The organism is Photorhabdus luminescens subsp. luminescens (assembly GCF_001083805.1).
Lineage (GTDB): Bacteria > Pseudomonadota > Gammaproteobacteria > Enterobacterales > Enterobacteriaceae > Photorhabdus > Photorhabdus luminescens.
Window position 1 is genome coordinate 384354 of the sequence record NZ_JXSK01000001.1, and the last position, 12728, is coordinate 397081.

Below are 12728 nucleotides of genomic sequence, written 5' to 3' on the forward strand. Positions count from 1 at the left end.
ATTAGCCTCCAGTTTGGGACAGGTTATTGGTGATAAAAGCCCGAATTGCATCACTGAATGTATTATCAACATGAAAACCCAGTGATAAGCCGCGGCTGATATCGAAGCGACCCGGCCAACTGGCAACAATACGGTTAATGTTTTCGTCTGGTTCGAAGCGGATGAGTTCCACCGTTTTCTGCCCGGCAACCTCAGCCAGCGCATCAATCATGTCCTGAACCGTGATACTAATACCCGGTAAATTAACTGTGCGGGAAAGACCCAATTTTTCCGCCGGAATTTGGACCGCATGTATAAAGTTGCGGATCACGGTTTCAGGGCTGGAAAGCCATAAAGTCAGATCGCGGGCAACCGGGCAGATACTGCTTTCTCCGTGCAGAGGTTCACGGATGATAGCACTGGCAAAAGAGGAGGCTGCTTTGTTTGGTTTCCCTGGGCGGATACTGATTGTCGGTAGACGAAGTACTCGGCCATCAATATATCCTTTGCGGGAGTAGTCGTTAATCATCAATTCACACATGGCTTTCTGTGCGCCATAGGATGATTGAGGATTAACCGCGCATTGATCGGTAATGGTTGCGGGTAATTCTCCGCCAAATACCGCCAACGAGCTGGTGAAAATAAATTTCAATTTTGGATTTTTAGCCCGCGCGACGTTTAATAAGTTGCGAGTGACATCAAAGTTAACTTGCAAGCCGAGATCAAAATCGCTTTCAGCGTGACTACTGACAATAGCGGCGAGATGGAATAACACCGCGCTGTTTTCATCGATCAGCTTTTCCGCGGCTCCTGATTGCGTTAAATCCAGTGCCAGACACTGGACGCGGGGATCATTAACCGGTGATACAGGACATTGAATATCGATCAATATAAGTTGTTCGAAATCTAATGTTTGATTGTTGTCTAGTAAAGCACGGGCTAGTTGCTGGCCCAGAAAACCTGCTCCACCAGTGATTATTATTTTCACTGCGACTCTCCTTGCTCAATAGTTTTGGGCTATTTGCTTATAGGATAGGGTTGTTATCCTTATACGCTGACGGTATGTAATATCAGATTGCGCTCTCGTAATTGTTGCTGCACTTTCGGTGGAAGTTGGCTGTCACAGACAATATCATCCAAACTCGAAAGCGGGCAGACACGAAACATGCCGTATTTGCCATATTTACTGCTATCAGACACCAAAACACGCCGACGGGAGATTTCCAATACTGCCTGTTTGACTAAAACTTTTTCTTCATGTGGTGTGGAGACGCCATGCTCCAGATCCCATGAACTGGTGCTAATAAAGGCAATATCTACATTCAAGTTGCGAAGCAACATGGCGGCGATAGGACCAACACAGGAATGATTTCTCTTATCTACTTGTCCCCCGGTATGGAACAGATTTAATTGAGGTTTGTTCATCAAGTACTGGATAATGGAAAAATCATTCGTGATGATAGTGAGGTTAAAACGCTCAGCTAGAACCCTGGCAATTTCAAACGTGGTGGTGCCGGCATCAAGATAAACCACTTGTCCATCTTCAACCATAGATACTGCATATTGACCAATTTCCCGCTTATAACGATGATTAAGCCGGGCTTTTTCATTCCAAGGCAATTCCTGACGTAAAACATCGCTAAGTTGCACACCGCCACTGACACTAACGACCTTTCCTTCCTCCTCCAGAGTGCGGATATCTCGCCGTACTGTCATATGTGAGACGTTCATCAGTTTAACCAGCGCGCTGATAGAAATGGTCTGATATTCATGTACGTAGCGATAAATAAAGTCTCTACGCTCTGATGGGAGCATATTTTCTCCTGATTATTTCTGTACTTTGGTCAACCAATCCAGACCATCTTCCGTGTGGCCGGCGGGGTGATACTCACAGCCAAACCACCCTTGGTAGCCCATTTCATCCAGTCTGTTAAATAGCCACGGATAGTTCACTTCGCCGCTATCGGGTTCATGGCGTTCGGGCACGGAGGCAATCTGGATGTGGCCGAATTTGCCCCATAGACGCTCAATCGTGCGTAGCAAATCCCCTTCCATGATCTGACAATGGTAAAGATCTAGTTGGATAAAAACATTTTGACGGTCAATGGCTTGGAGTAATGTTTCTGCTTGATACTGAGTTGTCAGGAAGTAATTTGGCATATCACGAGTATTAATTGGTTCAATTAATACGTTAATGTTATGTTTTGCCATCACATCAGCGGCATGTTGAATGTTTCTGATATAACATTCGCTTTGTAGTGTTGGCATAAATTGTAGGTCCAGCTTTCCCGCCATTGCATGAACTTGCTTGCAGTTCAAAGCCAGTGCATATTTCAGCGCGGTTTGTACACCCTCGGCAAATTCTTTTTCACGGCCAGGAATAGAGGCTATCCCTCTTTCTCCCGCGGCCCAGTTTCCAGCGGGCATGTTGAACAAAACTTGGGTTAATTGATGCTGTTTTAATAGGACAGCCAGCTCTTCCGCAGCCACGTCATAAGGAAACAGATATTCAACGCCTTTAAATCCAGCTTTGGCTGCACGGGCAAAACGTTCTGTGAAAGGTACATCGTTGAACATCATGCTCAAGTTTGCCGCAAATTTAGCCATGATGAATTCCTTGTTTATTTACTCAATTCTTGGGGTAACGAGTTTCAAGTTCTTGTACTTGCTCTTCATTTAATGTGGTGAAGCCATGTGGCAGTAACGTTAAATAGAGCCGGGCAGTATCTTCCAATTCCTCTGCATTGAAAAAAGCTTGCCGTAAAGTTTTGCCGCCGACAACAGGTCCGTGGTTCGATAGCAGGATTGCGTTGTGTTTTGCGGCCAGCTTCGCAATTTCTTCTCCGATTCTTTCATCTCCTGGTGGTAGATATTTGACCAGCGGCAATTTTCCAACTCGCATCACATAGTAGGGTGTAATGGGCGGCAGGCAGTTATTTTTGTCCAGATTGGGTAGGCAGGAAAGGGCAGTTAACCAAGGGGAATGTAGATGGACCACCGCATGGCAGTTGGGGCGGTTGTGGTACATTGCCAGGTGCATGGAAACTTCTTTTGTGGGTTTGTCACCGGAGAGCCAGTTACCTTCTGCATCCAGCTTACTCAGGCGATCAGCTTGCAAGTCGCCAAAGCTGGAGTTGGTCGGTGTGATAATAATCGTGCCATCTTCTAGTTTGGCGCTGATGTTACCTGCGCCGCCGCTGCTATAACCCCGGTAGAACATTGAACTAGCCCATTCGACTAATTCTGTTCTTAGCGTTTGTTCATCCATGAAACATCTCCTGTACATGCAGGAAAAAATCAATATTGCCGAAGTTGCCTGATTTTAATGCCAGCCAATAATTGTGTTGTTGATCATGTACCCAAGGTACTCCCGGAGCAATGGGTGCGCCGATACTGAATTGTTGAATATCCAGACTTTGGACTATTTTACCGGCAGTTTCGCCGCCTGCGACAATGAAGGTATTGAATCCGAGCTGACGCAAAACTTTCACAACACTGGCGAAGGTGTTTTCTATCGCTTCACTGGCAGTAGCCGCGCCATATTGTTGTTGGGTTTTCTGTAATGTTTCTGGGGATTGAGTTGCGTATAGCATGGGAGCTAGATGGCTTTCTGATTGCAGAATAACCCACGCGACCAGTTTTTCGGCATATTGTGGATCATTGATACATGAATCAATATTCAGGGATTGAGCAGGGGCCAGTTTCTGGTACAGGGCAACTTGTTTGTTGGTCATGACAGAACAACTGCCAGAAAGAATCACGGCGCGTCTATTCTCGGCGGGTGGCGTTGCCCCTTCTGGTCGGCATGGCAGCAATGGCTTACCGGTGTCTGTGCTGGCAAGGGCAGCGCCAAGACCGGAACCGCCAGTGATTAATTTCAGTTCTGATGCCGCTCTGGCAATAGGCAGCAGGTCATTCATGGAGAGGGTATCTGTTACTGCGTAGCGTATGTTTTGTTGTTGCAAATGATTTAGCTTCACGCGAATCGCCTGTTCTCCCTGGTGTATACATGCCAGATCCACCAGATCGGCTTTCCCTTGAGCTTGTTGTTCCATTAGGCGCAGCAGATTGGCATCTGTCATTGGTGTTACGGGATGGTGCTGCATACCACTTTCATTAAGTAGTTGACCGTTAACAAATAGATGTCCATGTACAACTGTTCTCCCGTTAATTGGGAGGGCAGGAGAAATCAGTGTGATGTCTGTTTGTAGTTCATCCATCAGAGCATCAGTAACCGGCCCAATATTGCCTTTGCTGGTAGAGTCAAAAGTTGAGCAGTATTTGAAGAATATTTGCTGACAATCGGCTTTCTGACGTAACCAGCGGCAAGATTTCACTGCGTTATTCACAGCTTCGTCTATCGGGCAGGAGCGGCTTTTCAGGCTGATAACAATAGCATCAATATCCGGTGGAATGGCGGTATTCTCATCAGGTGTATTCAGTAGCTGGACGACTCGCCAGCCGCTTTGCGCCATAAAACCAGCGATATCGGTTGCGCCGGTAAAATCATCAGCGATAACGCCCAATTTAATGGTCATTATTTTTTCTCCGGTAAAGTGATACCTTTGAATGTTTTGATAACCGCGCTGTCATCCCATTGGCCGAAGCCTTCGTTACTGGCGGCAAGGAACATTTGATGTGCAGTGGCTGATAATGGTAATGGGAATTTTAGATCCTTACCTGTTTCTAATGCTAATCCCAGATCTTTGACAAAAATATCTACGGAGGATTTGGCGGTGTAATCTCCTGCCAGAATATGGGGAACGCGGTTTTCAAACATCCAAGAGTTACCGGCAGCGTGGGTTACAATATCGTACATCAATTCCAAGGAAATGCCGGCTTTGGCTGCCAATGCCATACTTTCTGCGGCCGCCGCAATATGTATACCGGCAAGTAATTGATGGATTGTTTTGACGGTAGATCCCTGACCAACCTCGTTTCCGACATGGTAAAGGCGTTCGGTGGCGGCATCAAATACAGGTTTTAGTTTTTCAAATAATGCGGGTTCGCCGGAAGCCATAACAGTGAGCTGGCCTTGTTCGGCTTTTAGTGCGCCGCCTGAAATAGGCGCATCCAACATGTTGAGGTTGTATTGATTAAGGCGATGGGCAAAATCTTTAGCTTGTTCTGCGGCAACGGTACTGTGAAGCACAATGATCGTACCGGCTTTTAGTCGGCTAACCAGCGGTGTTTCGCCTCCGAACAGTATGCTTTCTATTTGATCGCCATTGACGACTACGAGCAAAATAGCATCTAGCTCTGATGCCCATTCTGCTGCGTTGGTTGTTGCCACTTTAGCGCCTGCTTGCAGAAGCTGGTCACAGGCTTTTGGATTTAAATCAAATCCATATGTGGGAATGCCTGCGCGTATTAACGAACAGGCAATTCCCATACCCATAGCCCCCAATCCTATAATCCCTATTTTTTGTGTTGATTGGTTCATGATGGTTCCCTGGTGTTGTTGTTATAATTTGTTATTTTTTATCATTATTTCACACGCAATTTCACAAATACAGGACAGTTATCACATTTGAAAATCCTCTGATTGGAGATGGTTATTTTTGTAATTATTTGATTCATAATATTTATTATGGATTATTGTGAAATGTTAAATTTCACGCAAAGGTGTGATAGGGAATATGATTGTGGGGACGTTAAGGTTGGGTAAGCGCTTTTTGCTGAATTCTTTTAAAGATGTTAGTTAGTCTCTGGATCTGTTTAAGAATGGATAATTCAGGGGTATGTATAGAGGTAGGTCGTTTTCGGAGGAATAAGGGTGTATCGGATGTTAATTTAGGAATTTAGGCTTGTTGGTAAGGCTTGAGGCTTGAAGGCAATTTTTGGTGGTGGGGGAAGGATTCGAACCTTCGAAGTCTGTGACGGCAGATTTACAGTCTGCTCCCTTTGGCCGCTCGGGAACCCCACCAGATTTTGAAATGTATCACTGTTGCTTACAGCGGGCGGAATCATATCAAATAAGCCGCTGCTGTAAAGCATATATTTAAAAATGCGTTACCGTATGCTGTTTTTTTATCCTTGTTGATCCTGTTATGAACAAATAAGTCGTCTGTTGGTGGTGGCGGGGGAAGGATGACTCGTCACTGCGTTCCTCGCCCTGCGGGCCAACGCGTCGCAAGCGCCGCATTGTTGTTTCGCTGCGCTCAACTCGAACCTTCGAAGTCTGTGACGGCAGATTTACCGTCTGCTCCCTTCGGCCGTTCGGGAACTTCACCTGATTTTGAAAAGTATCACTGTTGCTTACAGCGGCCGGAATCACGTCAAATAAGCTGATGCTGTAAAGCATATAGTTAAAAATGCGTTACCGTATGCTGTTTTTTTATCCTTGTTGATCCTGTTATGAACAAATAAGTCGTCTGTTGGTGGTGGCGGGGGAAGGATGACTCGTCACTGCGTTCCTCGCCCTGCGGGCCAACGCGTCGCAAGCGCCGCATTGTTGTTTCGCTGCGCTCAACTCGAACCTTCGAAGTCTGTGACGGCAGATTTACCGTCTGCTCCCTTCGGCCGTTCGGGAACTTCACCTGATTTTGAAAAGTATCACTGTTGCTTACAGCGGCCGGAATCACGTCAAATAAGCTGATGCTGTAAAGCATATAGTTAAAAATGCGTTACCGTATGCTGTTTTTTTATCCTCGTTGATCTTGTTGTGAACAAATAAGTCGTCTGTTAGTGGTGGAAGGGGAAGGATGACTCGTCACTGTATTCCTCGCCCCCTTGAGCGGTTTTTACTTAACAGGTTTAGAAAGAGGGATTCCTTTTTGCCCTGCGTAGAAGACCAAGAGGGTAACACCTTCTTTGCCTGTGTAACCGCGATGAGCGCTGTCAACCATCTCGGATACCACCTCTCCCGCCTTTAAAAGACGTTTTTCACCACTGGATTTTTTCTCTGCCGTTAACACTCCGTCCAGCACATAAGCTGCATTAGGTACCGGGTGTTCATGCCAGTCAAGGCTGGTATTTGGAGCAATAGTAATTTTGAGAATTGAAAGTTGAGGAGTGCCTTTGGGATATTCCTGATAAAACACGCCATCCCAAGACTTTTCAGTCTCAAGCAATTTTTCAACGTTAATACCAGCAGCAGTGTTGCTGTCATGTGCTTGAGTGAAAAATGGAACAATGAGGAAAGCAAAAGAGGTAAAGATGGATAAAGTTTGAATAGATAGCCGCATGCGAGATCCTTGTAATAAATTGAGTAAGTGACCTGTGGCGAACCATATCATCCCCACGATGATCAGGGAAGACCCACACTTATACAGTAAGAATTTGGTTACTTCAGTTCGTGTTGAGTAATAAGGGGAAAGAAAATGACATGTTTCTTGGTACCACTATTGGTTACAGCGGCTAGGATCACATCAAATGAATCGCCGCTGTAAAGCATATGTTTGAAAATAAGTTACCGTGTGCTGTTTTTGAGTCCTAATTAATTCAGCTTTAAAGGATGACAGTACGGTTGCCGTAAACAAAAACTCGTTGAGCAAGAACCCAATATAAAGCATGACTCAGAACATTTTTTTCAACATCCCGGCCCGCTCTCATCATGTCTTCAGCAGTGTATGTATGGTCTATGTTAATGACCTTCTGAGTAATAATTGGGCCTTCATCCAGATTATTATTCACATAATGCGCTGTTGCTCCGATGATTTTTACCCCTCTCTCATAAGCCTGATGATAAGGACGCGCCCCGATAAATGCAGGTAAAAAGGAGTGGTGGATGTTAATAATTTGATTTGGAAAATGCTGGACAAATTCTGGGGTCAGTACTCGCATGTATTTCGCTAATACCACGTAGTCAGGTTTATATTGGTCAATTTGGGCAATCAGTTTTTCATCATGTTGTTCACGGGTTAAACCTTCGTGACTGATTAAATGGAAAGGAATGCCAAATTGCTCAACCAACGATTGTAATGTTGCATGGTTGCCGATAACCGCAGCAATTTCAACATCAAGCCCGTCATAAGCGCTTTTCATGAGCAAATCCCCAAGGCAATGCGCTTCTTTTGTCACCATAATAACAATACGCCGACGTCCCGCACTATTTAATTCCCGTTGCGAACCCACCGGAAGTGCGTCATCTAAATCAGCAAGAAATGTTTCATCATTGAAAATTCCTTCAAGCTCAGTACGCATAAAAAAGCGGCTAGTGCGATGATCGACGAATTCATTATTCTGAACTATATTCAGTTGGTGTTTGTAGCAAATATTAGTAATTTTGGCGATCAGTCCTTTGGCATCAGGGCAAATAGTGCGTAGAATTTTCTTTTGTATATGTTGATGTTGCATGAATGGAATTATCCTTAAATATTTTGTGTTTTCTGGTTGTGGGCCTTAACCACAGCATTTTTTGTATTTTTTACCTGAACCGCATGGGCAGGGGCTATTACGGCCAATTTGAGGTTTTACGCCGTCGATAGGTTTTACACCGTCAATGATAGGTTTTACGCCGTCAATATAGTACCAACGCTGGTCTATACGAAGAAAACGTGAACGCTCATGAATAAGTTGCTTATCTTGGGATTTCTGATCAAGAAAGCAAGCTGAAAATTCAACATAGGCTTCGTTATCATTTTTGCCTTTTGCCGTCGTAATGACATTTAGTCCGAGCCACTGGGTAACAATAAAACTTTGTTCTATATCTAAACGCCACTTTTCAGCCTGGCAATCAGGATGCCAGCTTGTAATAAGATAATCGGCGTTGTGCTTTACATAGGCACTGTATCGGGAACGCATCAGTGATTCGGCTGTCGGGGCAATTTTTATGTTTTGAAGATAAGGGGAACAGCAATCCGCAAAATCTATTCCGCTACCACAAGGACATAGCTCTGTCAAAATAACTCCAATTGTAAAGGGTGAAATACCATTTTTATGGGTTTTTTATTGCAAAGAAACGTAAGAGAACAAATGATAGTCACTTAATTGAACTAATATGAGTGATAGTACCTAAGAAAAGGTGAAGGTCGCAATATTAAGATTAGGATAAGGGAGCGCATTTATGGAAAAGGCATTGGCAGGCAAAAAAATTCTGATTGTAGAGGACGAACCTGTTTTTTGTTCTTTGCTGGCAGGGTACTTGCGAACGTTGGGTGCTAAGGTATTAGTTGCATCTAATGGGGCTGTTGCGCTACAGGTGCTAGGACGCGAAGCTCATATTGAACTTATTTTATGTGATTTAGATATGCCGGTTATGAATGGCATTGAATTTATTGCGAAATTGACGAATGAGGGGATTAGTATTCCAGTTATTATTATTTCAGCGACTAACAAGATGGCCGAAATTGATGAAGTGCTTCGTTTGGGAGCAAAAGATGTTTTATTAAAACCTGTTTCAGATCTTAATGAGATAAAAAAATCGGTGTTGGCCTATTTACATCCTACGGTCTTTATGTCTGGTGCAATTGAACAGAATAACTTGAATAAAGATTGGTTAACTCTAAAGCATAATTCAGATGAAGCATTAAATATGCTTAAGCAGTTACAACCTCCGGTTTCTCAAGTGATCGCTCACTGTAAAGTCAATTACCGAAAATTAAATATGATTGATAAACCCGGATTGATTCTCGATATGGCAGCGTTATCTGATAATGAATTAGCTTTTTATTGTCTGGATATTAGCCGTTCAAAAGAGTATGGTGTGATTTCAGCATTATTACTTAGAGTCGTATTTAACAGTTTGTTACAGGAGCATATCGTCCACCATTCCCGGCGTTTACCCAGTATGGCAGGTATTCTAAATAGAATTAATAACTTGTTGGAAGGTGCAGGGTTGCAAGGGCAATTTCCATTGCTGCTTGGGTATTATCATACGATCAATAAAACGGTTTTGCTCACTTCCGCGGGGTTACATGCCAGTATTAAGTCGGGTAATCGTCAAATCCAGTTAGATAGTGGTGTTCCTCTTGGGACGTTGAAAACGATTTGTTCGAATCAAGTTTGTTCTCATAGTGCTGAATGGCAATGTCGGATTTGGAATACAAATAGTCAAATAAATCTGATGCTTTCTTCAATGTATTCTGGGTGAATATTACCAAGGTGGAATTTTGTTTAAAATGGATTTTAAACATTAGGTCACGATAATGTAATTTAACAGAATGGTGCTGTTTATCGGAGAGAATTAGCTGATATACTCCGTCTATTATGCTTGAAATCTATCTAATCAGGCTATTTTATTTGCCGCTCTTTAGTGCAAAGAGCGGATTTAACGCTGCTCGGGTAAAAGTGATAACTTTTTGAGTAGTCAGATGGGTAAACGAAGCAGTGAACTCTGTGTATGCATCGGTTTCTGTGAGCTGTTCGGGCTTGCGGTTTATTGACAAAAAATAGTCAGTAATAATGACGTTTTATTAAAAGAGTTGGCACTGATTTTGAATTGAAGACGAATTTATTTCAGCCAAAAAACATCGGGAGAAAGATTAATGCCAGCAGTAAACAAACCAGCAGTAAAAAAACCATTAGTAGAAAAAATAGTAAAGAAAGCGGTTATTCCAGTTGCGGGCTTGGGAACGAGGATGCTGCCTGCTACGAAAGCCATTCCTAAAGAGATGTTGCCCTTAGTGGATAAGCCGCTTATTCAGTATGTCGTTAATGAATGTATTGCCGCTGGCATTAATGAAATTATCTTGGTGACCCATTCATCAAAAAATTCAATTGAAAACCATTTCGATACCAGTTTTGAGTTAGAAGCTATTCTTGAGCAAAGGGTGAAGCGTCAGTTATTGGACGAAGTTCAATCTATTTGTCCAAGTCATGTCACTATTATGCAAACTCGTCAAGGAATTGCTAAAGGATTAGGGCATGCGGTGTTATGCGCCAAGCCTTTAATTGGCGATGAGCCTTTTGCTGTGATACTCCCTGATGTTATTCTTGATGAATACAGTACGGATCTGACTAAATATAATCTGAGCGAGATGTTGGTTCGCTATAATGAAACGGGTGCGAGCCAAATATTGGTAGAACCTGTACCTCATGAAGAAGTTTCTAGTTATGGTATTGTCGATTGCCAGGGCGAAAATCTTCAACCCGGTGACAGCAAACCAATTAAGCGAGTGGTTGAAAAACCTAAACCGGAAGAAGCGCCATCAAATCTTTCTATTGTTGGGCGTTATGTGCTGTCCGAGAAAATTTGGCCATTATTAGCAAAAACAGCGCCTGGCGCCGGTGATGAAATTCAACTTACTGATGCAATTGCCATGTTAATAGAACAAGAGTCTGTGGAAGCCTATCACTTGCAGGGTGTGAGCCATGATTGCGGTAATAAGCTTGGTTATATGCAGGCATTTGTCCGGTATGGTATGAAACATCATGCTTTGGGCAAGGAGTTTACTGATTGGTTAGTGACTTTGCAGGATCAGGTTAAAGAATAATTTTACGGAAATTTGGGTATTATATGAAAGTTACGGTATTTGGTATTGGTTATGTTGGCTTGGTGCAGGCGGCGGTTTTAGCTGAAGTCGGTCATAATGTTCTTTGCATTGATATAGATGCCAATAAAGTTGAAAATTTGAAAAGTGGTCAAATTCCCATTTTTGAACCTGGCTTAGCTCCACTAGTTAAAAAAAATTATGAAGAAGGCCGCCTGAATTTTAGTACGGATGCGAAGGCGGGTGTTGCGCACGGTAAATTACAATTTATTGCTGTCGGCACTCCTCCTGATGAAGATGGTTCAGCGGATTTAAAGTATGTGACAGCGGTTGCCCGTACTATTGCGGAACATATGGATAGCTATAAGGTGATTATTGATAAATCTACGGTTCCTGTTGGTACCGCAGATAAAGTTAATGCCGTTGTTAATGAAACTCTGTGTCAACGTAATGTTAATATTCCATTTGATGTGGTTTCTAACCCTGAATTCCTTAAAGAAGGCGCGGCGGTTACAGATTGTATGCGTCCTGAGCGGATTATTATTGGGTGTGACAATGAGAGAGTCATTAACCTGATGTATGAATTGTACGAACCATTTAACCGTAATCATGATCGTATGATTGTGATGGATATTCGTAGTGCAGAACTGACGAAGTATGCTGCTAACTGTATGCTGGCAACGAAAATCAGTTTTATGAATGAGATATCGAATTTAGCTGAAATGCTTGGCGCTGATATTGAGCATGTTCGTCAAGGAATTGGTTCTGACTCCCGTATTGGCTATCATTTTATCTATCCAGGCTGTGGCTATGGTGGTTCATGTTTCCCAAAAGATGTGCAAGCATTGATTCGTACCGCAGAGCAAATTGGTTATCAGCCTAAAATTCTGCGTGCTGTAGAGCAAGTGAACGAACTGCAAAAGCATAAATTGCCTTCTTTTGTCATGCGCCATTTTGGTGAAGATTTATCCGGTAAGACATTTTCTGTCTGGGGATTATCGTTCAAACCGAATACCGATGATATGCGTGAAGCGTCGAGCCGTGTTTTGATGGAAGCATTATGGCAAGCCGGAGCCAAAATACAGGCTTACGATCCTGAGGCGATGCAGGAAGCTCAGCGTATTTATGGTCAGCGCGATGATTTACTATTGATGGGGACCAAAGAAGCGGCGCTGAAGGGGGCCGATGCCTTGATTATTTGTACTGAATGGCAAAGTTTTCGTGCGCCAGATTTTGATGTCATCAAAGAGTCTCTCAAAACACCGGTTATCTTTGATGGACGAAATCTCTATGATCCTGAACGCCTGCAATCCCGAGGTTTCACTTATTATGGGATTGGTCGTGGCGCATCCATTAATCCAGTTATCTGAGTAATAC

The 12728-nt window shown here is 43.4% G+C and carries 12 protein-coding genes and 3 tRNA genes; 3 read left to right on the forward strand and 12 right to left on the reverse strand.

Going from position 1 to position 12728, the window contains the following annotated elements; all coding sequences use genetic code 11:
- Position 1: 1 nt before the first annotated feature.
- The 12 genes from denD to TI10_RS01570 form a co-directional block, all read right to left on the reverse strand.
- The gene (gene denD / locus TI10_RS01525; protein ID WP_049581404.1) at positions 2 to 967 is read right to left on the reverse strand and encodes a D-erythronate dehydrogenase; all 966 of its coding nucleotides are present in this window, start codon (positions 965 to 967) and stop codon (positions 2 to 4) included.
- Positions 968 to 1026: 59 nt separating this feature from the next.
- Entirely contained in the window at positions 1027 to 1794 is a 768-nt protein-coding gene (locus TI10_RS01530) for a DeoR/GlpR family DNA-binding transcription regulator (protein WP_049581405.1), read from the reverse strand.
- Positions 1795 to 1806: 12 nt separating this feature from the next.
- A complete protein-coding gene (otnI, locus tag TI10_RS01535; RefSeq protein ID WP_049581406.1) occupies positions 1807 to 2586 on the reverse strand; it encodes a 2-oxo-tetronate isomerase in 780 nt (259 codons plus the stop codon).
- Positions 2587 to 2608: 22 nt separating this feature from the next.
- Positions 2609 to 3247, reverse strand: a complete 639-nt coding sequence (otnC, locus tag TI10_RS01540; RefSeq protein WP_049581407.1) for a 3-oxo-tetronate 4-phosphate decarboxylase — start codon at positions 3245 to 3247, stop codon at positions 2609 to 2611.
- Positions 3240 to 4517, reverse strand: coding sequence for a 3-oxo-tetronate kinase (gene otnK / locus TI10_RS01545; RefSeq protein ID WP_049581408.1), 1278 nt, complete (start codon positions 4515 to 4517; stop codon positions 3240 to 3242). The genes otnC and otnK overlap by 8 nt, the downstream gene beginning before the upstream one ends.
- On the reverse strand, positions 4517 to 5422 hold the full coding sequence (ltnD, locus tag TI10_RS01550; RefSeq protein ID WP_049581409.1) for an L-threonate dehydrogenase: 906 nt from the start codon (positions 5420 to 5422) through the stop codon (positions 4517 to 4519). The genes otnK and ltnD overlap by 1 nt, the downstream gene beginning before the upstream one ends.
- A gap of 398 nt (positions 5423 to 5820) precedes the next feature.
- Positions 5821 to 5905 (reverse strand) — tRNA-Tyr (locus TI10_RS01555).
- A 148-nt stretch (positions 5906 to 6053) separates the two neighbouring features.
- Positions 6054 to 6212, reverse strand: a tRNA-Tyr gene (locus TI10_RS23375).
- A gap of 148 nt (positions 6213 to 6360) precedes the next feature.
- Positions 6361 to 6519: transfer RNA gene (locus TI10_RS23380), tRNA-Tyr, on the reverse strand.
- Positions 6520 to 6722: 203 nt separating this feature from the next.
- Positions 6723 to 7166, reverse strand: coding sequence for a cupin domain-containing protein (locus TI10_RS01560; protein ID WP_049581410.1), 444 nt, complete (start codon positions 7164 to 7166; stop codon positions 6723 to 6725).
- 262 nt (positions 7167 to 7428) lie between these two features.
- A complete protein-coding gene (gene purU, locus TI10_RS01565; protein WP_049581411.1) occupies positions 7429 to 8277 on the reverse strand; it encodes a formyltetrahydrofolate deformylase in 849 nt (282 codons plus the stop codon).
- A gap of 45 nt (positions 8278 to 8322) precedes the next feature.
- A complete protein-coding gene (locus TI10_RS01570) occupies positions 8323 to 8823 on the reverse strand; it encodes a YchJ family protein (RefSeq protein ID WP_049581412.1) in 501 nt (166 codons plus the stop codon).
- A 163-nt stretch (positions 8824 to 8986) separates the two neighbouring features.
- Here TI10_RS01570 and rssB point away from each other — a divergent pair, with 163 nt between their 5' ends.
- The 3 genes from rssB to TI10_RS01585 all read left to right on the forward strand — a co-directional run bounded on the left by rssB (position 8987) and on the right by TI10_RS01585 (position 12721).
- Entirely contained in the window at positions 8987 to 10012 is a 1026-nt protein-coding gene (rssB, locus tag TI10_RS01575; RefSeq protein ID WP_049581413.1) for a two-component system response regulator RssB, read from the forward strand.
- Positions 10013 to 10406: 394 nt separating this feature from the next.
- A complete protein-coding gene (galU, locus tag TI10_RS01580) occupies positions 10407 to 11354 on the forward strand; it encodes a UTP--glucose-1-phosphate uridylyltransferase GalU (protein WP_049581414.1) in 948 nt (315 codons plus the stop codon).
- Between the two features lie 23 nt (positions 11355 to 11377).
- Positions 11378 to 12721, forward strand: a complete 1344-nt coding sequence (locus TI10_RS01585) for a UDP-glucose dehydrogenase family protein (RefSeq protein WP_049581415.1) — start codon at positions 11378 to 11380, stop codon at positions 12719 to 12721.
- Positions 12722 to 12728 lie beyond the last annotated feature (7 nt).

Coding starts and splice junctions, on each gene's coding strand:
- TI10_RS01530 (WP_049581405.1), bottom strand. CDS start 1,794: ATGCTCCCATCAGAGCGTAGAGACTTTATTTATCGCTACGTACATGAA.
- otnI (WP_049581406.1), bottom strand. CDS start 2,586: ATGGCTAAATTTGCGGCAAACTTGAGCATGATGTTCAACGATGTACCT.
- otnC (WP_049581407.1), bottom strand. CDS start 3,247: ATGGATGAACAAACGCTAAGAACAGAATTAGTCGAATGGGCTAGTTCA.
- otnK (WP_049581408.1), bottom strand. CDS start 4,517: ATGACCATTAAATTGGGCGTTATCGCTGATGATTTTACCGGCGCAACC.
- ltnD (WP_049581409.1), bottom strand. CDS start 5,422: ATGAACCAATCAACACAAAAAATAGGGATTATAGGATTGGGGGCTATG.
- TI10_RS01560 (WP_049581410.1), bottom strand. CDS start 7,166: ATGCGGCTATCTATTCAAACTTTATCCATCTTTACCTCTTTTGCTTTC.
- purU (WP_049581411.1), bottom strand. CDS start 8,277: ATGCAACATCAACATATACAAAAGAAAATTCTACGCACTATTTGCCCT.
- rssB (WP_049581413.1), top strand. CDS start 8,987: ATGGAAAAGGCATTGGCAGGCAAAAAAATTCTGATTGTAGAGGACGAA.
- galU (WP_049581414.1), top strand. CDS start 10,407: ATGCCAGCAGTAAACAAACCAGCAGTAAAAAAACCATTAGTAGAAAAA.
- TI10_RS01585 (WP_049581415.1), top strand. CDS start 11,378: ATGAAAGTTACGGTATTTGGTATTGGTTATGTTGGCTTGGTGCAGGCG.